This window comes from Anabaena lutea FACHB-196 (assembly GCF_014698305.1).
Taxonomy (GTDB): domain Bacteria; phylum Cyanobacteriota; class Cyanobacteriia; order Cyanobacteriales; family Nostocaceae; genus Anabaena; species Anabaena lutea.
Genome location: NZ_JACJST010000006.1, coordinates 214,182 through 239,933 on the forward strand (window position 1 = coordinate 214,182; position 25,752 = coordinate 239,933).

Sequence of the window (25,752 nt, forward strand, 5' to 3'; positions counted from 1 at the left end):
GGATTTGCGACTCAAAACTCAGTATTCAGGTCTAAATTAGTCTGGATTTGAGTCTGTGTATGGGTTGCGGATACGCTCCGCCTCAGGACAATCTTCAGTCATGAGAGGTTCCACATTACCCCGTGGTACGGAAGCTAATTTTTGCGTTACAGCGCCAATGCTTTCTAGGCGAACCATCTCTTCCCAAGAACAAACTTCGTCTTCTTCGTCTGTTTCATAGCGTAGAGTCACTAAATCACCCTCTATATCTATGATGCGGGCCCGCTCTATCCAGCGTTGCTGATCCCGCAAAAAAACACATACCTCCCGCCCGTCGCAACACAGTTGATAAATCTTGCGGTGTAGCATGTACTGCTTCTGCCTTTTTAAACAACGTAGTTAAACCTGTCAAAATTTGGGTTTTACCCCTCTAAAATACACCCTTAAGAGATCAATTCCACAGTTCAGAACTAGTACAATGTGGCAAAAATCAATCTACCATTCAAAATCGATTAAAAGCTTACTTGATAAGATTTTGGAATTTTGAATTTTGTAGACACCCGTAGACGCAAAGCGGCTTGGCAGGTATTTTGAATTCAGCGTAGGCATAGCCTCTCCCACAGAAGCGGTACTAGTGAGTCTATTGACCCAATCTAACAATAACTCGGTTGTAGTAGTTAGATATAGGGAAAGCTTGGGTCATAAACATATGGTTACTGCATCAGTTGAATTCAGTCTCTTTCGGGTCAATGCTAGAGAATGTCTACTTCATAGAAGTCAAACAATTCTGGAGTTGTCCTAACCAGGTTAATATGTGGTGGTGATTCCTTACTACCGTTATGTAATAAATAGTACTGCAAAACAAGCGATGATTGCGGTTGTTTGAGTTGCCTACTTGTAGTCATTGGCATTTCTAGGAAGTCTGGGGACTCGGCTATACTTTTAACCCTTAATGTATTTGATCTTAACTCATTCTCTGGCTTACCTTCATTGTTTTCAACAACAATACCTGAAGAGTTTTGAGTTTTGAGTTGTAACCTATGATAATACAATTGTGTTTTTTGAATAAGGAGCGTTAAAGAAATGTGACTGAATCACTACTCCAGGGTAACAGAAATAGTTAACCAGCAAACAGTTTCACTGATCACACGCTGTCTTCACCCGCCCTCCGTGCATTTCTTTCAGCATTTCCATCACGATTGAATAGAAACTTATGCCGTTGTGTACTAGCGAATCGGAAACATCCTGGTTTTAAGATAAAGATTTATTGCAAGTGTATTTATGCCATTTACCTAGCTTATGGCAGCAGATAGCGGTATTGTAGTAGTTTGAATTAATGTGATCCTGCGATGATTCCCCAAAAAGCAGGCAATAAATTTCTATATTCGAGCAATTTCGGCTGTATGTTAAGTTTTGTGGAGCAATGGTTAGTGAGATTGGTAGAGGCTAGGGAATTTCATTAGGTTTTTGGAAGAAGCTTCTCTTTTAATTTTACCTGTGCGAATTGCTTCGTATAGAGATGCAAGCTCTTCTAAATCTTCTGCCTGATAGCACTTAGTCGCTAATACCTGGCGCAGTAAACCCTCAGATTCAACACTAAGATATCCAGTTTGGAAAGCAGATGCAATGAGTGTACGAATCATGATAAATAGGGCATAATAAAAAGTTTATTAGTTCTAGTGTGAAGCATTTGCTGCCAAAATACATTGATATAGAACAGTAAATTCCAGTGATTGTCATTACATTTTTATTGTGATTTGAATCACGAAAATAATATAAGAATACTATGATTGGCAAGGGTCTCACTGAATTACTGAGAAGTAAATAGTACAAAAAAAGCGGTTATTTAATTGATGAGGTTAACAACATATTCGTATTTAAATATACTGTTAGCCTGAAGCTATAAGTAATAAAAATTACTGGACAGCACAAATTGCCAAAATATTTAATCAGGGTAAAAACTGGCGAAAATCCTCATCGGTTTGACTTAATTGCACCCAATCTAAGTTGAGAGTTTGGAATTTTTGTACCAAGCGATCGCACGCTGGGCGTTCAGTGGCATAATGTCCAGCATCTATAAGAATGAGTTCCCTGTCTCTACTTTCTTGGAATTGATGGAACTTACAATCAGAGGTAAGATAAGCTTGAGCTTTGGTTTTGACGACTTCGGAAATAAAACCTGCACCCGAACCACCCAAAACAGCAACTCGTGAAATCTTTTGCTGCAAATCAGCCGTAGGGGAAAAAATCAACTTTGGGGGATGAAGTCGAGTTTGAATGGTGGTCAGTAATTCCTGTAAAGTCAGAGATGGTTCCAGCATTCCTACACGTCCATAACCTAAACCTGATTGGGTAGGTACTATGGGAGATACTGCTTGCAAATGTAGCATTTGTGCTAAAACATCCGCTGTGCCATCCTTTACCTGATCAAAATTTGTATGCGCGCTATATATACCAATTTTCTGAGTAAAAGAGAACCGCACCATTTCTGTGAGTGCTTCCCCAGTGCATAAAGATTTGAGGGGATGAAAAATCAGAGGATGATGGGCAAAAATCAGATTAGCATTGAGAGATATCGCTTCTTGCATTACCGCTAAAGTTGGAGTTAAACACACCAACACCCTTGCTTCTTCCTGCAATACACCTGGTTCAATCTGCCAACCACAATTATCCCAGCTTTCACACCAAGCGGGATTTGCCCATTCTTCAAACCAGTGAATTAAATCAGCAATTTTCATAGATGTTTTAGGCACAATTATCCGTAATTATATCAAGCGCTTTGTTGTCAATTGTTAAGAGACATCGTATTTTATCTAAAGCTAAGATGAACTTTTTACACCAGGAGTGAGGAGTCTGGTTAAAGATTTATAGTTAGGGCTGACGGGTCGAGTTTTTTTGACAAGTTATTAAGCGAACATGAAATCAGACCGGCTTGATATCTGCTGTACTGATAGCCTATCCAGAAATGTGAACTACCAACTCTCTTGTCTGACTGCGCTGACGATGTTCCCAAAGATAGATTCCTTGCCATGTTCCCAACACCAAATAACCATTATTAATAGGGATGTGTTCGGAAGTATGAGTTAATACTGTGCGGATATGGCCTGGCATATCATCTGCACCTTCGGCATCATGGATATAATGGTTGCCTTCTGGGACTAATTTAGCCATGAAATTTGCCAAATCTATTAATACATCAGGATCTGCGTTTTCTTGAATGACTAAACTGGCTGAAGTGTGACGCAAAAATAAAGTACAAAGTCCAGTTTTCACACCTGATTCGGCAACTATGGCTGCAATTTTGGCGGTAATGTTTTGAAATGATTTGCCTGTAGTAGAAACTTTCAATAATTTTTGGTAGTGTGTCATACCAATTTTAGATTTCAGATTTTAGATTTTGGATTTTGGATTTTAGATTTTGGAAATATTACAGCAGATTGCAGATCAATGAGGTACAGAATCAAAATTGAAACCTAGACACCAAGCCAGTTTTATTCCTGACTCCTGAACCGGAGGTCTGCGAAGCGTCTCCTGACTCCTGATAGCGTAGCGTGGCGTAAGCCATATTCTGCTGTATTATCTACATTGATTGAAAATAATTTATCACAGATTTAGCTATAGTTTCATTTCCATCTTTGGCTAAGGGTTGATTTTGTTTTGATGGTTGGGGTGAGTCATGAAGAAAATCCCAATTTCCTTGAAAGAAATCTTTTGGGTTGATGATTTGATGTTGGTTGTAATTTTTTATTCCTTCTAAGAGTAAAACAGCTTCGGCAAAGTCATCACGAGGTATAGTAATGATAGGTAATTCTAAACGCGTAGCTTCTGCAAAAGTACTATAACCTGGTTTAGAAATTACTCGTCCACAAATTTGCATAAAATCAACTGGACGATATTGACGATTTGTCACTTTCACTAAGTTGGGTAAATCAGGTGCTGAAGAATCAAAAGTGATAAATTGCCAATCGGAAAACTTATCAATATTATTATAAGGAATTTCCTGTAAACCTAAACCACCAAAGGTAAGTAAAATAGTTTTTTCTTGCGGTGCTGTTATTCCCCAATTAGCGCGTAATTCCTCAGCAGTGTAACTGGGAGAACTCCCGGTTAAACCCACATCTGTGATATTAGTAAAAGCTGGCATGGGTTCGTGAAAGGGAAAACGAAACAAGCGATCGCTTTTTGCATACCAATCATTAATCCAATCAGCAATTTCTATAAATTCCCCACCCCAATCTCGATAAATAAAGTCCCAACCAAAGTTACTCATCATCCAGCAGGGAATATTTGCTGCTTTTGCAAATCCAGCAGCGAGAAAGGGAATATCTGCCAATATAAGATTAACACGATTTTGACGAATAAAATTAACTTCAGATGCAATTAAAGAATTTTGATTTTTTCTAATTTCTTTTAACTTGGCTAAGGTTTCTGATTTATCCATCGTTAAACTATCAGTTTGGATGACTCCTAAATCAAATGCCCTTTGACGTAGGATAAAATCACCTTTTATATAAGATTCTAACAACCAGCGGGGAGCAGTAGTGACTAAAATTAATAATATTTCTGGACACAGCTTTTGAATTGTTGCAGCTATTGATGCGGTGCGGGTAGCATGACCAAAGCCGTGATTGGTGATTGTTATATATAGGATAGGGCGTTCCATTTTAGGTTTTAGGTTTTGGGGTTTTTACCGCAGATAAAAAAGACGCGGAGATAGGGAGACGCGGTGACGCGGAGAAACTTTTTAAGTTGGAATTTGGAATTGTTTAATTGCTGCTATTAATTGATCAATTTCTGATTCTAAAGTTAGATAGTGAACGCTGACGCGGATACAATTTGGATTAGCAATTGTTCGAGTTAAGATTTTTTGCGCTTCTAAAAATTGTACTAACTTCAAACTAGGCTGATTATTGGCAAGTTGAAAAGATACTAAACCGCTTTCGGGTGGGGAATTCTTTAAACATTTTACTTCTGGTAAATTTGTCAATTTTTCCCAAAGATATTCACTATTATGGCAAATTTGCTCATACCGTTCTGCGGCTGTTCCCCATTTTTGATGGATAGCGATCGCTTCCCTTAATCCCACATACAATGGAGTTGCTAGGGTAGACACTTCATATCTTCGCCCATCTGGTTGCCAATTAACTGGTTGCGCTTGATTATTGGTAATTACTCCGTCTAAACCGATAAAAGTCGGTTGCAAGCTTTCCCGCGCTTCTGGACGCACATACAAACCACCTACACCAGCAGGGCCGCATAACCACTTGTGACCGGTGAAAGCATAGAAATCTACACCCAAATCCGTTAAATTTAAAGGTAGAACACCCACAGATTGTGCAGCATCTACCAACAGCAAAGAATTGTTATTTCTGCATATTTCTACAATTTTGTCAAGAGGCAAAACTTGACCCGTATTCCACAAGACATGACTTAAAACCACAAGCCTGGTATTGGGGCGTAAATTTTCGGCAATAATAGAGAGAGGATCACCCTCATTTAAAGTAGCCTTCAGGGGACAAATAGAAACTTCTACAGCGAATCTGCGGCTAATTTCCTGAGCAGTAGCAATTACTCCGGGGTGTTCACAATCAGAGAGTAATAGATGATCACCAGCTTGCCAATTGATACCCCACATCCCAATATTACAGCCAATTGTGACATTACCCGTGAGAGTAATCGTGTCAAATGGTACATTTAACACAGAAGCGATCGCTTGCCTAGTAGCTTGCATTTGGGGTGAAATCCAGCCATAAGCCTCAGTTCCAAAAGGCCCGATATCCTGAATATGAGCTTGAGTTTGGGAGATAGCATCCATAGCCCCTTGAGGCATTGGTCCTTGTCCACCATAATTAAAATAAACCTTATTCCCTAAAGCCGGAAATTGTGAGCGATGGTGATGCAACATAGTTAATTTTAGATTTTGGATTTTAGATTTTAGATTTTAGATTTTAAATCCGCCATTTAGCAGGAAACCCCATATTAATACTATTCCCCCTCTACCTCCTACTCACTTCCCAGTCAAAAATTACCTTCTTCCTTCTTCCTTCTTCCTTCGCTTGCTTTCCTTCGGAACGCTACCGCGAACGCGCCTTCGCGGTTCATTTAATCTATATTCTTCACAGAAGAGAGTAAAATCAAGTCCCGCTAATTGCTTATCAAAAAAAACTCCCCGCGTCCCCATGTCTCCCCGTCCCCGCGTCAGCCCTAATGATAAGTATTCAACCGAACACGATATAACTTCGGCCGTCTATCCTAAAAACCCCTAATTATTGTTAGCTTAAAAGGATGTTAATCAATGCTGAAAACCTACTCCAATATCAACGCTGTAAACGGCGGCCTTTTTTAGATACTCATGGTGACTATAACCAGCGAATAGTTACCCATGAATTGCTGGTGAAAGTACAACAAGACAAAATCGCTCATCAGCAGAGTGTAATGGAAAACTTGGTGTATCACCAACCTGAATATCCCCGAAAAAACTGGCAAGCCGGCGCAGCAGCAACCATAGAATTAATGCAGCAAGGGGTTGATTTCATTCATCGCGGAGTGTTGTTAGCCAATTATGTAGACAAATATACCTTACTGAGTCGTCCAGATTTACTTGTCAAACAACCAGGAAAATCCTGGCTGGGAGATTGGGTTTATGTTCCCTTGGATATTCAACTAGGTAAACGTCCTAAACAAGAATATCAAGTTGTTGCGGCTTTTCACGCCGAAATTTTGGCGGCATTACAGGAAAATCAACAGCAAGAAGCTTGGCTGATTTTGCGGAATAAAGACTCAACCTATGTGGTAGATGTGGATAAATGGATACCACAAATGCTGGAGATTTTGGCGGAGTATGTTCAAATGATTGAGTCACCAGAACCGCCAGAAGTATTTATTGCTCGGCAAAAATGCAATCTCTGCCACTGGTATAATCATTGTTATGCGATCGCACAATCTCAAGAACATCTTTCCCTATTGCCTGGTGTCACACCGATTCGCTACACTCAACTGCAAGCTTTATCGACTACGACGCTGGAAGCACTGGCGAATACGAATTCTAGCACCTTAGAAAACTTGATCGGGTTTGATGCTGATGTTGCATCTAAATTAATAGTTCAAGCGCAAGCGACTTTCACCAAGCAACCTCTCATCCTACCATACCCGTTACCCAGAGAAGACCTCACACTTACAGCCCCAATCGAGCTATATTTTGATATTGAAGCCCAACCAGATTTAAACTTAAATTACCTTTTAGGGGTTTTGGTAGTGGATAGACAAGCTAACAGCGAACAGTTTTATTCATTTTTAGCAGAAACACCAGCCCAAGAAGAATTAATTTGGCAGCAATTTCTAGATTTGGTCTGGCAATATCCCGAAGCACCAATATACCATTTTTGCGCCTATGAATTTGATACTGTTAAAAGGTTAGCAAGACTTTACCGCACACCAAACTCTTCAGTGCAGCCCATACTCAATCGCTTTGTCGATATTTATGAACAATTAATCCAAAGCGTCGCTTTACCAATCGAAAGTTATGCTTTAAAAGCGATCGCACGTTGGTTAGGATTTGAGTGGCGTGATAAAGAAGCTAGTGGTGCTAAATGTATCTACTGGTATGATCAATGGTTAGAGACAAGCGATCGCACTTTACTAGAACTCATCCAACGTTACAACGAAGACGACTGTCGCGCCACCCGCAAAGTTAAAGATTGGCTAGTCAATTTTTTCCAAAACGAATATGTCAAACTGTTAACAAGCCAGGAGGAATCACCAACTTAATTACGTATCCCTAACAAGAACCGTAGGCTCAATTACGAATTACGTTGGCGGTAGCCTGCCGTAGGCATTATTACGAATTATTTTAATTCATGCAACTTCTCAAAAAACTCTGGAAACCGCCACTAATTATTTACTTTCTTATTCCCATCCTAATTATTACACTGTTTTTCAGTAATTTCGCCTCTGCATCAGTCACCGTAACTGGTATAGAATTTATTGGCGAAGCCACCTTACCTACTGGATTATCTTTCCAAAAAACCGAAGTTGGCGGATTATCAGGAATTACCTACGATGATCAAACCGACCTTTATTATGCCATCTCCGACGACCGAGGCGGAAAAGCCCCTGCGCGTTTTTATACTCTCAAAATAGACCTCAGCCAAGGTAAATTAACAAAAAATGGCGTAGAACCTGTAGCAGTAACTACGCTTTTAAATGCCAATAATACACCTTTTCTCCCTGGCATTACGGACACAGAAGGTATCGCTTTAACAAAAAAGTCAACTGTTTTCATTTCCTCTGAAGGAGATGTTCAGCAGTTAATAAATCCTTTTATACAAGAGTTTTCCTTATCTTCTGGCCAAGTAATAACGACCTTACCCATACCAGATAAATTTCTACCAGATTCCACAGGACAGAAGGGTGTCCGCAATAACCTAGCTTTTGAAAGTCTCACCATCACACCCGACGAAAATTCCCTATTTACAGCCAGCGAAAACGCACTGATTCAAGACGGTGCAGCCGCTAAACCTGACGCTGGTACACCTTGCCGAATTTTGCAATATAATCTCTTAACCAACCAGCCAGAAAAAGAATTCCTCTACCAAACAGAACCCGTCACATCTTCATTTAATCTTACAGGTAAGTTTGCTAGTGGATTACCTGATTTACTTGCCCTCGATAATCAAGGACACTTACTGAGTATAGAAAGGTCTTTCACTGGCTTGGGATTTGCCATTTTCCTGTTTCAGGTTTCCTTAGAAAATGCTGACGACATTCACAACATCGATAGCATAGAATTAATTGATACCAAAAAAAATAATTCCGTACAGAAAACACTGCTCTTAGATTTGCGAACTCTAGATGTAGCTTTAGACAATATTGAAGGTTTAACCCTTGGACCAAAACTACCAAATGGAGAACCTTCATTAATTCTCGTCAGCGATAACAATTTCAACGGACTGCAAACCAGCCAAATACTAGCCTTTAAACTCAAAATTGCATCCCCATTGACCAAGTTCTGGAACCTGCTGCGAGTCCCTAGCACTTAATAACTGCCAATACTATAAAATTACGGTTAACTCAAGCATATTTATTGCAATTAAATATAAAAATTACGTATTATTACTGCTAACAGACTCTAAGAAAATATGTTACATAAGGTTAAGTAGCTTTCACACACTTAACAAAATTAAAAAGTAATTCGGTACGGGCTAAACACCGAGCTACCACTAACGGTACTGTTTCTTGAAAGTGGATGCATTCTAACAGGATTAACAGACTGGCATTATTTAGATTTGTATAGATAAAGAAAAATAATAGCTGTAAAACTTTAGTTAAAGTATCCTGTTAGTAAATATCCATATTTATTGATTTTGTGGTGCAGCATAACATCCAGGATATGAATGAATACAAACATGAATCAGACATCTACATTGGAAAATTATTAAACAACCGTTATTCAATTAAAAGCTTACTTGGTAAAGGGGGAATGGGTAGAGTTTATCTAGCTGAAGATGTTAACAAAAGCTGTATGTTAGTTGCAGTTAAAATACTTTCTTTAAATATAGCCAATCAGCAAACCGCTCAACGTTTTGGCAGAGAAATTTTTATTGGCGCTCAATTGGGTAGAAAAAGTCCACATATTACAAGGGTATTAACTTACGGTATTACTAATGAAAGAGTACCTTTTTACGTTATGGAATATTTATGTGGAAAAACTATAAAACAAATTCTTAAAGTCGAAAGTTTAACCATTAATAAATTTATAGAACTTACACAACAAATTTGTTTAGGGTTACATTGCGCTCACCAAGGTGTAACATTAGATGGCAAAATTTATCCTGTTATTCATAGAGACATTAAACCAGAAAATATATTTATCAACCATCATGGCAAAAAATCAGAAATAGTTAAAATCCTTGATTTTGGCATTGCCAAATTTTTAACAGAGAGTAGTGGCATGACAATGACTGAATCTTTTATAGGTAGTCTGCCTTACTCTTCTCCAGAACATATGCAAGGAGAAAAAATATTAGATGTGCGTTCTGATATTTATAGCTTGGGAGTATTGATGTTTGAAATGCTGACAGGGAAACATCCATTTCATACAACAAATCACTCTTTTAGTATTTGGTGTAAACTTCATTGTGTGCAAACTCCACCTACATTTGAAGAAGTCAATCCCCAAGTTAAAATTCCTGATGAACTACAGCAATTGGTAAGACGTTGTTTAGCAAAAAATGTAAATGGTAGACCTAAAAATGTCCGTGAAATTTTAGACAATTTAGCCAAAATAAAAACGCAAATTAATGATAATGGTTTCAGCAGTGACCCTGTCAAAATAGTACCTTTAACATCAGTTTCTGAAAAAGAATGTTGGCAGAAACATTGGCCTAAAAATAAACCAGTTGCCTTAATTTGTTTCCCGCAGCTTTTACAGACAGCAAAAGGCAATATAGCCACTTTTTGGGCGATGTTACCTCAAGCAGAAATCATGAAATTTCAAGGAAAAATATGTACCACTGAATTTATCAGTAAAATGGATAACTACCCAATGGTGTTATGGGTAACAATGCTATATGATGACCAGTCTGCACTCATAAGATGGCTATCTTATTACTTGGATTTGAAAGAAATTAGAGAAGAAAAAATATTACATACATTAGCAGAAACAGGCTATTATCATCTGCTATTTTTTGCCTGCGAAGAACCTCATAAATGCGCCTATGTCACAACTTTTATTCTCACGGCTCAACAGCGGCAAACTCTGGCAGATAACATAAATTTAAGTCAAAAATTTGACCAAAAAATTATTTCTTCCAGTCAAGGAAAAAGCCTTCTTAAAAAAGAATATGAAAAACTCAGATTAGAAGTTAACAAAAAACTGAATACACTGGATAAAAAACCAACAATTATTTTAAAATCTTGGCTAGTAAAATTATTTGATTTATTTAAATCTTAATCAAAATCTAGCAAGCTCAATTAATAAAAAATTAACCATTCCCATTTAGAGGTTATTAAAGTGAACAAAAGCCCATTCGCGTCTCCAGAAAATCAGGAGTTGCTTGCCAACCGTTACCAATTGAAGAAATTAATTGGTAAAGGTGGCATGGGTGAAGTTTTTTTAGCACATGATGTTTTGCTAGGAGGCACACCTGTTGCCATAAAATTTCTATCCCAGACAGTTACTAATCCCCAAGTCCAAGAAAGCTTTAACCGTGAAGCCCTCCTGAGTGCGGCTTTAAGCCAAAAAAGCATACATATTGTCCGGGCTTATGATTATGGTGTGAGTAAAAGTGGCAAGGCATTTTATGTCATGGAATATTTATCTGGCAAGAGGTTGAAAGATTTAATTCCCGTACCTCTGCCAATATTTTTTACTCTCGCACGCCAGATTTGCCTTGGTTTACAATGCGCTCATAAAGGCATTAATATAGATGGAAAAATCAATCCACTAGTTCACAGGGATATTAAACCAGCTAACATAATAGTGATTCCTGATCCCATTTTGGGGCAGTTAGTAAAAATTTTAGACTTTGGCATTGCGAAATTTTTAAATTCTGCAAATGTCATTCATACAAAAGGTTTTCACGGAACCTTACCATACTGCTCCCCAGAACAATTAGAAGGGGATGAAGTAGATAGTCGCTCTGATATTTATAGCCTGGGTGTCATGATGTTTGAGATGCTGACTGGGCAAAAACCTTGGCAGCCAGAAACTCAATATTTTGGGGCTTGGTATAAAGCACATAAATTTGAAAAACCAAAATCTATCGATGAGGTGAATCCTTATCTACAAGTACCTCAGCAGTTAAATGACTTAATTATGACTTGTTTGGAAAAAAATCTAGAAAATCGCCCGCAAAATATGGCGGAAATTCTCCAAATATTGTCAAAAGTAGAACAGTCTGCTCACCAGAAAAAGTCCGCTAGTGTAGATAACAAATCCACCTCTCCAGGTTCCTTGAGTTCAGAATTACCAATAACAATTTCACAAACCTGTCGGGAACTTGTGTGGCCTGAAGATAAACCCATTCAGGAAATTGTTTTTCCACAATTAATAGATACTAAAACAGGCTCTGTGGCTGCTCTGTGGCTGATGTTGCCTCAACAAGAAATCACAAATCGCGCCCACGCCACCCTTCACAACCAGTTTATCTTTATTACCTCTCCTCACCCGATGTTACTGTGGGTGACAGTACTTTACAATCGCCAACTCAGCCCCAAGTGGCTACCTTGCTACCTAGATATGCAAAATCCTCAAAATCTCAAGCTGGTATCAGCATTGACGGAGTATACGTCTTATCCTTTGATTTTCTTTACCCTAGAAACACCCCATAGGAGTGCCAACATTCTCAGCAGTAGCATAGCGCCCACACAGCAACAAAAGTTGCAACATTGGGTGAAACAAAGTCAGCAACTACCATCTTCTTCTCCCCCGCAAGTCAGCAAAAAGTTGTTAAAGCAGCAGTATAAAAAGATGCAACCTCAGATATTGCAAAACCTGGTATCTCAAGGACAGATTGTGGTCTAGAGCCACTTTCTGTGTTAAACAGACGCAGAGCTAGAAAAAACATCAATATTTTTTCTCCCAGCTACTTGACAAGTAGGGAAAAAAAAGCAATACTAATAAAGTTGCTAAACACAAGGGACTGTAGTTCAATTGGTTAGAGCACCGCCCTGTCACGGCGGAAGTTGCGGGTTCGAGCCCCGTCAGTCCCGTTCTCAAGTGCTGAGTCATGAGTACTAAGTGCTGAATTTAGATGATTTTGAGTTAATCAAAAAGATTTTAATGGATGAATGGTTTTAAACCAGGACTCGGTATTCAGAACTCAGCACCTGTTTTGCTTTGTGAAAGAGAGAATTAACTGTGACCGTTAGAGTCCGTATTGCTCCAAGTCCAACTGGAAATTTACATATTGGTACAGCCAGAACTGCTGTATTCAATTATTTGTTTGCCCGTCACCACGGCGGCAAGTTTATTCTGCGAATTGAAGATACAGATTTAGAGCGATCGCGCCCTGAATACACTGATAATATTCTGTCAGGTCTGCGCTGGCTGGGATTGAACTGGGATGAAGGGCCATTTTTCCAATCTCAACGCCTAGATCTTTACCAAGCCGCAGTCCAAAAACTTCTAGATCAAGGATTAGCCTATCGCTGCTACACCACATCTGAAGAACTAGAGGCGTTGCGAGAAGCGCAAAAAGCTAGAAACGAAGCTCCCCGCTATGACAACCGTCACCGTAACCTCACCCCAGAACAACGCGCCGCCTTTGAAGCGGAAGGACGTTCTTCGGTGATTCGTTTCCAAATTGACGACGGACGAGAAATTGTCTGGAATGATTTAGTACGGGGACACATGAGTTGGCGCGGAAGTGACTTGGGTGGTGATATGGTCATCGCTCGCGCCTCTGCCGAAGGTGTTGGTCAACCACTGTATAACTTTGTGGTTGTGGTGGATGACATTGATATGCAAATTACCCATGTGATTCGTGGTGAAGATCATATAGCTAACACCGCTAAACAGATTTTGTTGTATGAAGCTTTAGGCGCTCAAATTCCCGAATTTGCCCATACACCGCTGATTTTGAATCAAGAAGGGCGCAAACTTTCCAAACGGGATGGAGTGACTTCTATTTCCGATTTTCAGCAAATGGGTTTTACTGCTGAAGGTTTGGTTAATTATATGACCTTGTTGGGCTGGTCGGCTCCAGATTCAACTCAAGAAATTTTCACTTTGGAAGCAGCAGCCAAAGAATTTACCTTTGAGCGCGTCAATAAAGCCGGTGCTAAATTTGACTGGGACAAACTGGATTGGTTGAATAGCCAATACCTCCATAGTATGCCAGTCGATAAACTCACAGATTTGCTCATACCTTTTTGGGAAACTGCTGGATATACATTTTCTGGTGGTAGAGAGCGTCCTTGGTTAGAGCAACTAGCAGGTTTAATTGGTGCTAGTTTGACTCGGTTGGTAGATGCTGTAGCCATGAGCAAAATGTTTTTTATAGAGGCAGTAGAATTTAGCTCAGAAGGCTCTGCTCAACTTCAGCAAGAAGGAGTGAAAGCTACACTGCAAGGTATTCTCACAGCTTTAGAAAATCAGTCTCAACTGTCAGCAGATACCGCTCAAGAGATAATTAAGCAAGTGGTGAAAGAGCAAAAAGTCAAAAAAGGCTTAGTTATGCGATCGCTCCGAGCCGCTCTAACAGGAGATGTACATGGACCCGACCTCATCCAATCATGGCTGTTACTGAATCAAATTGGTTTAGATAAACAACGTTTAAATCAAGCAATAATTTAGGTGACAGGTGATAGGGGGCAGAGGGCAGGGGGCAGAGGGCAGGGGGCAGGGTGCAGGAGGTAATTAATTATTTCTCCCCATCTCCCCATCTCCCCATCTCCCCATCTCCCCATCTCCCCATCTCCTCATCCCCGCGTCCCCGTGTCACCCCATCTCCGCGTCACCCCATGCCAGAGGATGGGGAACTTGCTGTGTAAGATTCATGTCTTTAAAAATACTTAAAAATGAATGTAATACAATGCCCACAAAAGCTCTCAATATAGTAATAAGATTATCGTTAATGATAGTTACTCTCTGTAGTATCTCTGTAATAAATAGTACTAGTGATGCTCAAGAAGCCCCACCAATTTTTGGAGATATCACTATTAATCGCCAATTTTCCCCAGATCCTTTGAAAGTTAGGGGAATGAGTGGTGGCTCAGTTAAAGCAACTGAAGTGGGTAGGAAAGAAACCCCTACCGGACCATGTGCAGGATTTGTAGATAAAGCCCCAGACCATACTCTCAAGTTAACAAGTAAATTTGACTACCTAAAGCTGCAAGTAGAAAGTCCGAGGGACACCACAATAATTATTAAGGGGCCAGGTGGTACTTGGTGCAATGATGACTTTGACGGTAAAAATCCTGGCATTGTTGGTGAATGGCTCAAGGGAACCTACAAAATTTGGGTCGGTTCCTACGAAAAAGGCAAATATCTACCATACACTTTAAAAATTACAGAAGTTAAGTAGGTCAAGGGTTGTGCAAGTTTTGAGGACACGGAAGGGATAGTAAAAGAATTCACAGTGTCTTGATGATCATGCATTTGTATTAAAATGAGAATTAAGTTAACTTTAATTAAGATTTTTGATCAGCGTTATGGATTTGCCGTAGAGCCTTAAGAGCTTGATGGCAATACCTGAAGGGTGATCAGACATCGAATTAAACAAAATGGATTTATAAACATCCGTTACAAAGATAAGTCGTACTGGCATCTAGAGGTAAATTAAAGATGAAATTCTCTTGGAGAGTCGTAGCACTCTGGTCATTGCTGGCTTTGGTAATTGGCTTTTTCTTCTGGCAAGGAGCCTTTGCAAACGCTCCTGTTGATGCGAGCAAGAATGCAGCTAATACTCGCATGACCTATGGTCGCTTTTTGGAATACTTAGACGCTGATCGCGTTACCAATGTCGATCTTTATGATGGTGGTAGAACAGCGATTATCGAAGCTAATGACCAAGATATCGAAAACCGCATTCAACGCTGGCGGGTAGATTTACCTACTAATGCTCCTGAGCTAATTAATAAACTCAAAGAACATAAAGTCAGTTTTGACGCTCATCCCATGCGGAATGATGGCGCAATCTGGGGCTTGTTGGGTAATCTTGTCTTCCCAGTTTTGTTGATTACTGGTTTGTTCTTTTTGTTCCGTCGCTCCAACAATCTTCCTGGTGGCCCTGGACAAGCAATGAATTTCGGCAAATCCCGCGCTCGGTTCCAAATGGAAGCGAAAACAGGGGTAAAATTTGACGATGTAGCTGGGATTGAAGAAGCCAAAGAAGAACTCCAAGAAGTTGTGACTTTCCTCAAACAACCAGAGAAATTTACTGCTGTAGGCGCTCGGATTCCCAAGGGTGTATTGTTAATTGGACCTCCTGGTACTGGTAAAACTCTACTCGCAAAAGCGATCGCAGGGGAAGCTGGTGTTCCCTTCTTCTCAATCTCTGGTTCAGAGTTTGTAGAAATGTTCGTTGGTGTGGGTGCTTCCCGTGTCCGCGACTTGTTCAAGAAAGCCAAAGATAACGCTCCTTGTATCATCTTTATTGATGAAATTGACGCAGTAGGTCGTCAACGGGGTGCAGGTATCGGTGGTGGTAATGATGAAAGAGAACAAACCTTAAACCAACTGCTGACCGAAATGGATGGTTTTGAAGGTAACACAGGCATCATTATTATTGCTGCTACCAACCGTCCTGATGTATTGGATTCTGCATTATTACGTCCCGGTCGTTTCGACAGACAAGTAACTGTTGATGCTCCCGATATTAAAGGACGTTTAGAAGTTCTACAAGTTCATGCGCGCAATAAGAAATTAGATCCTAGCGTTTCCTTGGAAGCGATCGCCCGTCGTACTCCTGGATTCACCGGCGCAGATTTAGCTAACCTCCTCAACGAAGCTGCTATTCTCACCGCTAGAAGACGCAAAGAAGGCATTACCCTCCTAGAAATTGATGATGCTGTGGACAGGGTAGTTGCTGGTATGGAAGGTACTCCCTTGGTAGACAGCAAGAGTAAGCGCTTGATTGCTTACCATGAAGTTGGCCATGCTTTGGTTGGTACTTTATTAAAAGACCATGACCCTGTACAAAAAGTTACCCTCATTCCTAGAGGACAAGCGCAGGGTTTAACCTGGTTTATGCCCAACGAAGAACAAGGTTTAATTTCTCGTTCTCAACTCAAAGCCAGAATCACTGGTGCTTTGGGTGGACGTGCTGCTGAAGAAGTAATCTTTGGGGCAGCGGAAGTTACCACTGGTGCTGGTGGAGACTTGCAACAGTTGTCAGGAATGGCACGACAAATGGTAACAAGGTTTGGGATGTCTGATTTGGGACCCCTTTCACTGGAAAGCCAACAGGGAGAAGTATTCCTAGGTCGTGACTGGACAACACGTTCTGAGTATTCTGAATCCATTGCTTGTCGCATTGATGCTCAAGTAAGAGCGATCGCCCAAGAGTGTTACGATAACGCTAAAAAGATTATTCGTGAACATCGTAGTGTCACAGATCGTTTGGTAGATTTGTTGATTGAAAAGGAAACAATTGACGGTGAAGAGTTCCGTCAGATTGTCGCTGAGTACACTGTTGTTCCTGATAAGTCACAGTTTGTACCACAACTGTAATTACTAATCTATAAATTCTGTGAATGGATGTGGTTAATTTGACCATATCCATTTTTTATTATTTTAACTGTGTATAGAGGCAAAGCAGCTTGTCCTCTGATATCCGTGTACTCGCATAATTAATTTGTAACGACAAGAAACAATAAGAAATGTATAAAAAAGCAGTTTACGCATTTTTACTGAAGGTATGATTTTTCATGTCCAACGAAAATTTACTGTAATAAATTTAGCTGCGTAACAGCTTACAAGTCGATTGATTCTCAAATGCTGAAGCCGAATTTGCAAGATTTGCAAGAAGCCACCCTAATCAAGGAGAATAAAAAAGTATGACTGGACATCCTCATGGAGTATGGATTTGGAACCTTCCAGTATTAGGTAGCAACTACTTAAACAGATTAATTCAAAGCAAAGTTAAGCGAGTTTACCTCAAAGTATTTGATGCTAAAAGTAAACCGATGTTTTGGGCTAAAAACCCTTCTTTTGGCGGCGATCAATGTACTCTAGAAATTATTAAGCAGTTTAAAGACCAAGGTATTCAAGTTTATGGCTGGGGTTATCACTATGGGACTCCTGATATTACTGCTCAAGTAGGAGCAGTTAAGCAAGCTCTAGATTGTGGGCTGGATGGCTATATACTTGACTTAGAAGTGGAAGTAGAAGCAGCAAGTACACATAATGATGTTAAAAAATTACTTCAAGCGCTTCGTCCTCTAGTTCCCGCAGGAACATTAGGATATACCAGTTTTGGTCATCCAGGTTTTCATCCTGACATTCCCTGGAAAATTTTGGACGACATTTGTGATCTTGCTTTCCCTCAAATTTATTTTGAAAAATTTGGCTTTGGGAAAACTAACGAAGACGAAGTTCAAGACTGCCTAAAAGCTCACACAGATAAGGGATTAACTAAACCTATATTACCCATATGGGGATCAGAGCCAGATTCAAAAAATCCTGCTAGTGCTTCAGAACTTCAGTCTTATCTCAATCGGTTTCCTGGTTCTTCAATCTATCGTTTACCTGAATTTAGAGATGGAAATCTAGAACGCTCTCAGGCTTGGAATTTGATTTATAGTGATCAACCTTTAGTCAATACTGGAGGAAGTGAAGCTAAAGATTTTGAATTACCACCTCTGACTCGTGTTTTACGTCAAGGTACTAAAGGAGAAGATGTTGAAGCATTGCAAAAAATCCTCAAGGTTCTAGGATTTAACGTTGGAGATGTTGACGGAGATTTTGGTACTGATACGGAAAATGCTGTTAGAGCTTTCCAAACTAAAGCAGGGATTACAATTGATGGAGAAGTTTATACTCTAACTTGGAAAGAATTAGGGGGTCGTTTTGATGACCAAAGTGTTATTATCTCACCAGAAAAACCCCGAATTAAACTGGCTAATTTTGCTGAAAATGAAGCAAATAAAGAACTTCAGTGGACAAGTGCGAGTAGTGAAGCAGAAAAGTATCTAGAAATCTTTCGCGTACCCATGCAAAGATTAAAACACATAGGCACAGCTAAGGTATTTTATGATTGGTGTGGTGCTTTTGTTTATTACTGTTGTCGAGAAAGTGAGATAGATGTCCCTATTCAACCTGATGGCTTTTGGGCGACAATGGCATTAGTTGAATCTTGGCAATATTGGGCAAAGAAGAAAGGATTTTGGTTCCCCAATGGTAGCATTACTCCTAATCGCGGAGATATTGTTATTTTTGACTGGGCATCAACAAGAGGAGCATATAACCACATTGGTATTGTCAGAGGATATACTCCTGGAAATACTACATTCTTAACTTCTGAAGGAAACAAAAGTAATAGAAGTGGTAATTTCGTTAGAAACTTATCAGATGTAGAAGGCTTTATCAGAATAACCATCTAAATTATTTGGATAAAAGGGTGTGAATGTAAAATTAACACCCTTTTCAGCAAACCCTTGGATTTTGAGGTGCAAGCACTATGCGATTTCCTAAAAGCTGAATTAGTATATTAACTAGTCTATTTACACAACCCGCGTGTCTTATTCCAATAGGTGACATATCAATCATTTCCCCCCGGATTAATTCTATTCGGTCATTCTCCGTTAAGATACCAGATTCAGCCATTTGATGATATTGCTGAACTGTAAATTGATGTCTGACTAAACTTAGTGTCATTGTCACCTCCTCATTAATTTGGTCTTTAACAAAAATAAAAATCCGAAAATAGATATTTCACATTGTATCTAAATATAGAAATTTGACAAAAATACTATGAATAGCAAAATCAAAATATTCACTATTGCTACTATTAGCTTTGCTGCTTCTGTTTTTACAATAGGAACGGTTACTGCACAGACAAAATTAACAAGTCAGTCAAAAGTAACTATTAATGGTATTGGTGCGGTAAAAGTGGGAATGACTATTTCCCAAGCTGCTAAAGCTGCCGGTACAAAGCTAGTTAGTGATGCACCAAACCAATATTGCTACTACGTTAAACCACAACAAGAACCGAAAAATATTGCTTTCATGGTGACAGGAAATCGCATTTCTAGGATAGATGTGAAGAATCCCCAAGTCACTACCCTCAAAGGAGCAAAAATTGGTGATACTGAAGCAAGAATTAAATCTCTTTATCCTGGACAAATTAAAGTTACTTCTCACAAATACGATTTCAAAGGACACTATCTAACTTTGATACCAAAAGATCGCGCTGATAGAAATTATCGTGTAGTTTTCGAGACTGATGGTAAACGTGTAACTCGTTTTCGATCAGGTAAACTCCCAGAAGTAGAATTTGTGGAGGGTTGTTCTTAAACCCCCCCAATGTAATTATCTTTCTACATCGTTGATTTCTTTAGGAACTCCCGCAGTTAATACCTCGTTTCCATCAGATGTAACTAAGACATCATCTTCAATTCTAATCCCAATACCAATCCACCGAGGGTCTATTTCTGGTTGGTCTTCTGCGGGTTTGGTATCGGGAACAATATAAAGTCCTGGTTCTATGGTTAGCACTTGACCAGGTTGCAAAATCTGTGGGTTTTCTCCATGTTGATAAACACCGACATCATGGACATCTAAACCTAACCAATGACTGGTGCGGTGCATATAAAATGGTTTATATTTCTCTTCTTCGATTAATTTGTCAATTTCACCTTTGAGAATACCCAGTTCTACTAAACCTTCTGTGAGAATACGAACTGCTTTATTATGAGGTGCATTAAAAGCATTTCCGGGTTTTACTTCTGATATGGCTTGTTTTTGTGATTCTAGTACAATTTCATATAATGCTTTTTGTTCTGCTGTGAATTTACCCCCAACCGGAAATGTCCGCGTAATATCGGAGTTGTAATAGCCATACGCACAACCTGCATCAATTAGCAGCAATTCGTTTTCTTGCATTTGGCAATTATTTTCAATGTAATGCAGAACGCAAGCATTCTTCCCAGCAGCCACAATGGAAGGATAAGCTGGCCCCATTCCACCCCGCAGACGGAAAATATGTTCTATTTCCGCTTGGATTTCGTATTCATAACGTCCCGGTGCGGTAATTTGCATCGCGTGGTTGTGGGCTTCTACAGCAATATCCGCTGCTTTTCGCATTAGATCTAATTCTGTTTTACTTTTATGTAATCTCTGGCTATGGAGGATAGTACTAGTATCTGCAATCGCAATGGGGCCTGTCCCCCGCTTGGGATAGGTTCGCAGTAGATTTTGATAATGTTTGAGGATGGTATCGTTAAAAGTGCGATCGCGTCCTAAATGATAGTAAATGCGATCGCTCTTTTCTAAATACTGCGGTAACTTCTCATTCAACTCCGCAATGGGGTACGCTTCATCTGCACCATAAATTTCCTTCGCTGCTTCTATCCCACAGCGATAACCACTCCACACTTCCTTTTCTCTATCTTTGGGTTGAACAAACAAGATAAACCGATGTTCTGCGTGATGGGGTGCTAATACTGCGACTGCTTGCGCTTCATTAAAACCTGTTAAGTAAAAGAAATCACTATCTTGACGATAAACATACTCGACATCGTTGTGCATGACCGCTGTTGGCGCACTCCTAAAAATGGCTGTACCACTACCGATTTTCGCCATTAACTGCTCACGCCGCTGCCGATATTCTGTTTGCATAGCTGACTTACTTCTGAAAATATAGTATCGTTTTTAACTTTAGTAACTAGATGATTAGTTACCCGTTTAAGTCATTCTAGCTTTTTTAAACGCAAAGGTTCGCAGAGGTTAGCGCAAAGGTACGCAAAGATTTCTTCAAGATAATTCTCTATGGTTCCACAATAATTAGGTGCATCTATGGCTACGCCAACTTACTTGTGCGAAAGTCCTCTTATTTGTTTCATATCCCTAGAATTAATAGATTTTCTCTGACATTTAGTTGCCATCAATTGAAATTGTCAAAGAAACAAGACTATATCCTTAAATTCTGACATTGAGAAACAAAAAATAAAATCTTTTTTGATTGTTCAGACACAACTTTTATTTTAGCAAAATAGGATTTACAAACAATATCCATATTATCTTTAAATAATGACATTTGCTAAATATAATTTACTAAATGTTTTTGATTAACAGAATCTTTATTGAAACCAAATTAAAACTTTATATTAATTACTCTTAAAAACACACCATGTTTAAAGCAGCAACTCAGTCAGGATTATATTTAGAAAGCCTAGCTAATGCAGGATTAGACTCTCTTGCGAAATCACAAGATTTGACAACTTCTCTTAATACCTCAACTGCCAATAAGAGTTCTGCCAGCATACTAGAGAATGAACAATCCCCTTTCCCACTTGATTCAATACCCCAGTTTCCAGTAGGAAGTTCCAACCCCAATCCTAATCCTTATTTAACTAGTGCAGCCATTGTTCCTGATTTCAATGGTGATGGCAAAACAGATAAACTTTGGGTAAATGCTCAAACAGGTGAAATAGTCGTTCGCTTGATGAATGGTACACAAGTTATGGAACAGGCTTCTTTAGGTACATATGACCTAAATACCTGGAGTTATAAAACCGCTGATTTCAACAGCGATAATAAAACAGACTTTCTGTTACGCAACCAACAAACAGGTGAGAATGTAGTTGTGTTAATGGATGGTGCAAGAGTTTCTAGCTACCTGACTTTAGATAGAGTTGATCCTGGTTGGACTGCTAATATTGGCGATTTTAATGGCGATCGCAAAACCGATATTTTCTGGAATAATCCTACCACTGGTGAAAATGCCATTTGGCAAATGGATGGGACAACAGTAGTTAGTGCAAATGTGCTAGAAACTACAGATCCAGCACTGACTGCAACCATTGTTGACTTCGATGGTAACGGTAAGAGTGACATCTTCTGGCGTAATAGCACAACCGGCGAAAATACCGCATGGTTTATGGATGGTAGCCAAGCCACCAAGTATAATTTCCAAGCACAAGATGCATCCTGGACTTCTACTCTGGGTGATTTTAACGGCGACTTCAAAACTGACATTTTGTGGCGTAACACCACCACAGGTGAGAACAAGATTTGGACAATGAATGGTATTTTCGTTACCGAAGGTACTGTTAACACACTTGGCACAGACTGGGCAGCTAATATTGGCGATTTCAATGGCGATGGTAAAACTGACATCTTCTGGCACAATGCCACAACTGGTGCAAACACAGCTTGGTTGATGGATGGTACAGCCATTAGTTCTGAAGCTTTCTTACCTAGCAATAGCGCAGGTTTGACAAAATCTCTTGGTGATTTTAACGGTGATGGCAAAACCGATATCTACTGGAGAGATCAACAAACAGGTGCAGATAAAATCTGGACTATGAATGGAACTCTAGCCACTGAAACTGCCGTAGCTGATGCAGATAAGCTGACCGCAGAATGGTATACAGGCTAATATAACTGACGATTTTTCTGAATTTATAACAAGCGATCGCTCTTTTGATTTAATAGAGTGCGATCGTTTTTTCGTTTCCAGTTCTTTACAACAATTATCTCGTTCCCAGTCTCCGGCTGGGAATGCTATCACAGAGTCTCTGACTCTACTATCACCAAATTCCCTTTATTATCTCGTTCCCAGTCTCTGACTCTACTATCACCAAATCATCCATTTTAAAGCTTTTATTATGTATGTCACATTTGTGAAATTAAGTATTTATCACAAATTCATATTCAATAACCGCAAAAACACGGTTTACTCTCTAAATCAAATACATTACGATTATAGCCATATTTAAACCTGTCTGTATTAGAAATGATAGGGATTTAGCATTACTAAACTCCTACAATTCACAATGCGACAGGAATACACGCTTTGTTATCAGGTGAAAATGGTGGTAATGGTGGAGATACTTTAGTTGGTGGAACTGGTGACGATAAGCTGTATTTAGGTTTAAACGATAATGCTGTGGATATCGTTAACTATGCTTTTGGTGATGGTGCAGATACCATTGTTCAGTTTGTGCGTGGTGTCGGTGGTGATAAATTCCAGTTTACAGGTATTGCCAATCTTGATGTAGTCAGTTCCGGTAGTAATACTTTAATACGTCTGGGTGATGGAATTGGTAATAATTCTGGTTTTGGAACTGGTCAGTTATTAGCTACTTTATCAGGTAAGTCTGGCTTTGTTGCTGCTGATGTGAATGTGAACCTGTTTGGTGCTAATTTCTTGTTTAGTTAATTAGTAGTTGATGATTTTGGTGGGTTACGCTGTCGCTAACCCACCCTACACCTTACGAATTATTTTCATCCTGTTCATCCTTAAATCCTGTTCATCCTGATTCAGACACCTTCTGTAAATGTGAACCTGACGCTTAGAGAGGAAGAGAAGTGTTGACATGGAGTTTTAGATGTGTTATGCTGAAGTCGATAAGGAAGAACTATCATGCAATAAAACTAAAATAATTAAGAACAAATCTGCCCGGAACTTAAGTTCCGGTCTAAAAGCTAAAGTGCGTTAAAACGCACTCTGGTTAACTCAAAATCAAAAATTATTCTATTGATGCCAAAATAGTCGGTTTTAACCGACTTTAGTTTTTAGACTCTTAATTTATTCCCTGGCTTTAAGGAACATCGATTTACATTAAGTTGACACCCATGTTGCGTAGCTGCTAAACCCCTACAAAATATGTGGTTTTGACTTTTATATATTATGTTCGTTTAATTACTTATTAAGAACTCACCGCGTCAGTCCTAACTATAAGTCTTTAACCGAACACGATATAACTTATGCACATCTCCAACCTCCCAGAAACTCTCCGTCACCGTCGCCAAAAACTAGCCACCCTGATTGATTTTCCGGCAATTCTTTGGTCTGGTGGTAGCAGTCCCCGTAACTTCCTCGCTAATACCTTTCCCTTCCGCGCCAATAGCCATTTCCTCTATTTCGCCGGAATTCCTCTGCAAAACGCCGCCATTCGTCTAGAAAGTGGCAATCTACAACTATTTATAGATGACCCGCACCCCAGCAGCGCCCTTTGGCATGGAGAGATGCCCACCCGTGCAGAAATCGCCACAACAATAGGCGCAGATGATGCCAGACCAATGGCAGAATTAGAAAATTATTTAGAAAATGCTGCTACTCTTCCTGTTCAAGATGCTGCTACTTGGACACAGCAAACACAACTTTTAGATAGATGGGTGTTACCAAAAAATCAACTTGCAGGAATTGATTTAGAACTAGCTAAAGCCATTGTTTCCTTACGTCTCACCCACGATGAAGCGGCGTTAGTAGAATTACGTAAAGCAGCGGCAGTGAGTGTAGAAGCACACAAAGCGGGGATGGCTGCTACACCTCAAGCTCAACTAGAAGCAGAAGTCCGCGCCGCCATGGAAGCAGTAATTATAGGTCAAAATATGACCACTGCTTACACTAGTATTGTCACAGTACATGGCGAAGTTTTACACAATGGGCATTATTACAACTCCCTGCAAGCAGGGGATTTACTCCTAGCTGATGTCGGTGCAGAAACTGAGACAGGTTGGGCTGCGGATATTACCCGCACTTTCCCGGTTTCGGGTAAATTTTCATCTACCCAAAGAGATATTTATGATATTGTTTTAGCCGCCCATGATGCTTGTATTGAAAATATTGCTCCTGGGGTGGAATATGCAGAAATTCATCTGTTAGCGGCGACTGTAATTGCTGAAGGTTTGGTAGATTTGGGAATTTTACAAGGTAAGCCAGAAGATTTAGTAAAAATGGATCTTCATGCGCTGTTTTTTCCCCACGGAATTGGACATCTTTTGGGTTTAGATGTTCATGATATGGAAGATTTAGGGGATGTAGCAGGATATGATGAGGGCAGAAGTAGAAGTAGCCGCTTTGGTTTAAGTTATCTGCGGTTAAATCGTCCCCTCCGTCCGGGAATGTTAGTCACCATTGAACCTGGATTTTACCAAGTTCCAGCGATTCTCAATGATCCGAAAACTCGCTCTCAATATCAATATTTAGTCAATTGGGAAAGACTAGAACAATTTGCCGATGTGCGTGGAATCCGCATAGAAGATGATGTATTAGTTACAGAAACAGGTAGGGAAGTTTTAACCGCTGATTTACCAAATCAAGCTAGTGCTGTCGAAGATTTGGTAGTTGGTTAAACTAAATCGTGAGACAAATTCAAAGTTAT

General features: G+C 39.7%; 22 protein-coding genes and 1 tRNA gene. 14 read left to right on the plus strand and 9 right to left on the minus strand.

Translation table 11 applies throughout. The features are described from left to right. Positions 1-36: 36 nt before the first annotated feature. The 7 genes from H6G59_RS09145 to H6G59_RS09175 all read right to left on the minus strand — a co-directional run bounded on the left by H6G59_RS09145 (position 37) and on the right by H6G59_RS09175 (position 5,884). Positions 37-348 carry a DUF6679 family protein gene (locus H6G59_RS09145; RefSeq protein ID WP_016951371.1) on the minus strand — a complete coding sequence of 104 codons (312 nt, stop codon included), beginning with the start codon at positions 346-348 and terminating at the stop codon, positions 37-39. 383 nt (positions 349-731) lie between these two features. Next, complete coding sequence (locus H6G59_RS09150; RefSeq protein ID WP_127054834.1) at positions 732-1,031, minus strand: hypothetical protein; 300 nt, start codon at positions 1,029-1,031, stop codon at positions 732-734. A 375-nt stretch (positions 1,032-1,406) separates the two neighbouring features. Next, positions 1,407-1,622: a hypothetical protein gene (locus H6G59_RS09155; RefSeq protein ID WP_190713605.1), complete on the minus strand. Its 216-nt coding sequence runs from the start codon at positions 1,620-1,622 to the stop codon at positions 1,407-1,409. Between the two features lie 306 nt (positions 1,623-1,928). Continuing rightward, entirely contained in the window at positions 1,929-2,717 is a 789-nt protein-coding gene (locus H6G59_RS09160) for a Nif3-like dinuclear metal center hexameric protein (RefSeq protein WP_190713697.1), read from the minus strand. A gap of 217 nt (positions 2,718-2,934) precedes the next feature. Then, a complete protein-coding gene (locus H6G59_RS09165) occupies positions 2,935-3,348 on the minus strand; it encodes a secondary thiamine-phosphate synthase enzyme YjbQ (protein ID WP_190713608.1) in 414 nt (137 codons plus the stop codon). A gap of 211 nt (positions 3,349-3,559) precedes the next feature. After that, entirely contained in the window at positions 3,560-4,642 is a 1,083-nt protein-coding gene (locus H6G59_RS09170) for a glycosyl transferase (protein ID WP_190713610.1), read from the minus strand. Between the two features lie 81 nt (positions 4,643-4,723). Next, the gene (locus tag H6G59_RS09175) at positions 4,724-5,884 is read right to left on the minus strand and encodes an aminotransferase class V-fold PLP-dependent enzyme (protein ID WP_190713612.1); all 1,161 of its coding nucleotides are present in this window, start codon (positions 5,882-5,884) and stop codon (positions 4,724-4,726) included. 380 nt (positions 5,885-6,264) lie between these two features. Between H6G59_RS09175 and H6G59_RS09180 the strand changes: the two genes are divergently transcribed. From H6G59_RS09180 to H6G59_RS09225, 10 genes are all read left to right on the plus strand, one after another. After that, positions 6,265-7,746 (plus strand): TM0106 family RecB-like putative nuclease, encoded by a 1,482-nt coding sequence (locus tag H6G59_RS09180; protein ID WP_190713614.1) that lies wholly within the window; start codon positions 6,265-6,267, stop codon positions 7,744-7,746. Positions 7,747-7,835: 89 nt separating this feature from the next. Next, the gene (locus H6G59_RS09185; protein WP_190713616.1) at positions 7,836-9,017 is read left to right on the plus strand and encodes an esterase-like activity of phytase family protein; all 1,182 of its coding nucleotides are present in this window, start codon (positions 7,836-7,838) and stop codon (positions 9,015-9,017) included. 350 nt (positions 9,018-9,367) lie between these two features. Beyond that, on the plus strand, positions 9,368-10,930 hold the full coding sequence (locus H6G59_RS09190) for a serine/threonine protein kinase (protein ID WP_190713618.1): 1,563 nt from the start codon (positions 9,368-9,370) through the stop codon (positions 10,928-10,930). Positions 10,931-10,990: 60 nt separating this feature from the next. Beyond that, positions 10,991-12,502, plus strand: a complete 1,512-nt coding sequence (locus H6G59_RS09195) for a protein kinase domain-containing protein (RefSeq protein WP_190713621.1) — start codon at positions 10,991-10,993, stop codon at positions 12,500-12,502. A gap of 114 nt (positions 12,503-12,616) precedes the next feature. Continuing rightward, positions 12,617-12,690: transfer RNA gene (locus tag H6G59_RS09200), tRNA-Asp, on the plus strand. A 148-nt stretch (positions 12,691-12,838) separates the two neighbouring features. After that, positions 12,839-14,275, plus strand: a complete 1,437-nt coding sequence (gltX, locus tag H6G59_RS09205) for a glutamate--tRNA ligase (protein ID WP_190713622.1) — start codon at positions 12,839-12,841, stop codon at positions 14,273-14,275. 50 nt (positions 14,276-14,325) lie between these two features. Further along, positions 14,326-14,472, plus strand: a complete 147-nt coding sequence (locus tag H6G59_RS09210; protein ID WP_190713624.1) for a hypothetical protein — start codon at positions 14,326-14,328, stop codon at positions 14,470-14,472. A gap of 41 nt (positions 14,473-14,513) precedes the next feature. Continuing rightward, positions 14,514-15,005, plus strand: coding sequence for a hypothetical protein (locus H6G59_RS09215; protein WP_190713627.1), 492 nt, complete (start codon positions 14,514-14,516; stop codon positions 15,003-15,005). Positions 15,006-15,265: 260 nt separating this feature from the next. Continuing rightward, positions 15,266-17,152 carry an ATP-dependent zinc metalloprotease FtsH2 gene (gene ftsH2 / locus H6G59_RS09220; protein ID WP_190713629.1) on the plus strand — a complete coding sequence of 629 codons (1,887 nt, stop codon included), beginning with the start codon at positions 15,266-15,268 and terminating at the stop codon, positions 17,150-17,152. Between the two features lie 326 nt (positions 17,153-17,478). Continuing rightward, complete coding sequence (locus tag H6G59_RS09225; RefSeq protein WP_190713637.1) at positions 17,479-19,023, plus strand: peptidoglycan-binding protein; 1,545 nt, start codon at positions 17,479-17,481, stop codon at positions 19,021-19,023. A 43-nt stretch (positions 19,024-19,066) separates the two neighbouring features. On the opposite strand, the gene H6G59_RS09230 is transcribed toward H6G59_RS09225, so the two are convergent. After that, a complete protein-coding gene (locus H6G59_RS09230; RefSeq protein ID WP_190713640.1) occupies positions 19,067-19,297 on the minus strand; it encodes a Uma2 family endonuclease in 231 nt (76 codons plus the stop codon). Positions 19,298-19,393: 96 nt separating this feature from the next. Between H6G59_RS09230 and H6G59_RS09235 the strand changes: the two genes are divergently transcribed. Further along, a complete protein-coding gene (locus tag H6G59_RS09235; RefSeq protein ID WP_190713642.1) occupies positions 19,394-19,936 on the plus strand; it encodes a hypothetical protein in 543 nt (180 codons plus the stop codon). A 15-nt stretch (positions 19,937-19,951) separates the two neighbouring features. Here H6G59_RS09235 and H6G59_RS09240 read toward each other — a convergent pair whose 3' ends face one another. Continuing rightward, positions 19,952-21,259: an aminopeptidase P N-terminal domain-containing protein gene (locus H6G59_RS09240; RefSeq protein WP_190713644.1), complete on the minus strand. Its 1,308-nt coding sequence runs from the start codon at positions 21,257-21,259 to the stop codon at positions 19,952-19,954. Between the two features lie 511 nt (positions 21,260-21,770). Between H6G59_RS09240 and H6G59_RS09245 the strand changes: the two genes are divergently transcribed. The 3 genes from H6G59_RS09245 to H6G59_RS09255 all read left to right on the plus strand — a co-directional run bounded on the left by H6G59_RS09245 (position 21,771) and on the right by H6G59_RS09255 (position 25,723). Next, the gene (locus tag H6G59_RS09245; protein WP_190713646.1) at positions 21,771-23,021 is read left to right on the plus strand and encodes an FG-GAP repeat domain-containing protein; all 1,251 of its coding nucleotides are present in this window, start codon (positions 21,771-21,773) and stop codon (positions 23,019-23,021) included. Positions 23,022-23,438: 417 nt separating this feature from the next. Continuing rightward, positions 23,439-23,804: a hypothetical protein gene (locus H6G59_RS09250; protein WP_242038832.1), complete on the plus strand. Its 366-nt coding sequence runs from the start codon at positions 23,439-23,441 to the stop codon at positions 23,802-23,804. A gap of 548 nt (positions 23,805-24,352) precedes the next feature. Then, on the plus strand, positions 24,353-25,723 hold the full coding sequence (locus H6G59_RS09255; RefSeq protein WP_190713648.1) for an aminopeptidase P family protein: 1,371 nt from the start codon (positions 24,353-24,355) through the stop codon (positions 25,721-25,723). Positions 25,724-25,752 lie beyond the last annotated feature (29 nt).

What these genes read in the sequence shown, in the direction of transcription:
- H6G59_RS09145 (WP_016951371.1), bottom strand. Translation starts at nt 348, where the DNA reads ATGCTACACCGCAAGATTTATCAACTGTGTTGCGACGGGCGGGAGGTA.
- H6G59_RS09155 (WP_190713605.1), bottom strand. Translation starts at nt 1,622, where the DNA reads ATGATTCGTACACTCATTGCATCTGCTTTCCAAACTGGATATCTTAGT.
- H6G59_RS09160 (WP_190713697.1), bottom strand. Translation starts at nt 2,717, where the DNA reads ATGAAAATTGCTGATTTAATTCACTGGTTTGAAGAATGGGCAAATCCC.
- H6G59_RS09165 (WP_190713608.1), bottom strand. Translation starts at nt 3,348, where the DNA reads ATGACACACTACCAAAAATTATTGAAAGTTTCTACTACAGGCAAATCA.
- H6G59_RS09170 (WP_190713610.1), bottom strand. Translation starts at nt 4,642, where the DNA reads ATGGAACGCCCTATCCTATATATAACAATCACCAATCACGGCTTTGGT.
- H6G59_RS09175 (WP_190713612.1), bottom strand. Translation starts at nt 5,884, where the DNA reads ATGTTGCATCACCATCGCTCACAATTTCCGGCTTTAGGGAATAAGGTT.
- H6G59_RS09180 (WP_190713614.1), top strand. Translation starts at nt 6,265, where the DNA reads ATGTTAATCAATGCTGAAAACCTACTCCAATATCAACGCTGTAAACGG.
- H6G59_RS09185 (WP_190713616.1), top strand. Translation starts at nt 7,836, where the DNA reads ATGCAACTTCTCAAAAAACTCTGGAAACCGCCACTAATTATTTACTTT.
- H6G59_RS09190 (WP_190713618.1), top strand. Translation starts at nt 9,368, where the DNA reads ATGAATGAATACAAACATGAATCAGACATCTACATTGGAAAATTATTA.
- H6G59_RS09215 (WP_190713627.1), top strand. Translation starts at nt 14,514, where the DNA reads ATGCCCACAAAAGCTCTCAATATAGTAATAAGATTATCGTTAATGATA.
- ftsH2 (WP_190713629.1), top strand. Translation starts at nt 15,266, where the DNA reads ATGAAATTCTCTTGGAGAGTCGTAGCACTCTGGTCATTGCTGGCTTTG.
- H6G59_RS09225 (WP_190713637.1), top strand. Translation starts at nt 17,479, where the DNA reads ATGACTGGACATCCTCATGGAGTATGGATTTGGAACCTTCCAGTATTA.
- H6G59_RS09230 (WP_190713640.1), bottom strand. Translation starts at nt 19,297, where the DNA reads ATGACACTAAGTTTAGTCAGACATCAATTTACAGTTCAGCAATATCAT.
- H6G59_RS09235 (WP_190713642.1), top strand. Translation starts at nt 19,394, where the DNA reads ATGAATAGCAAAATCAAAATATTCACTATTGCTACTATTAGCTTTGCT.
- H6G59_RS09240 (WP_190713644.1), bottom strand. Translation starts at nt 21,259, where the DNA reads ATGCAAACAGAATATCGGCAGCGGCGTGAGCAGTTAATGGCGAAAATC.
- H6G59_RS09245 (WP_190713646.1), top strand. Translation starts at nt 21,771, where the DNA reads ATGTTTAAAGCAGCAACTCAGTCAGGATTATATTTAGAAAGCCTAGCT.
- H6G59_RS09255 (WP_190713648.1), top strand. Translation starts at nt 24,353, where the DNA reads ATGCACATCTCCAACCTCCCAGAAACTCTCCGTCACCGTCGCCAAAAA.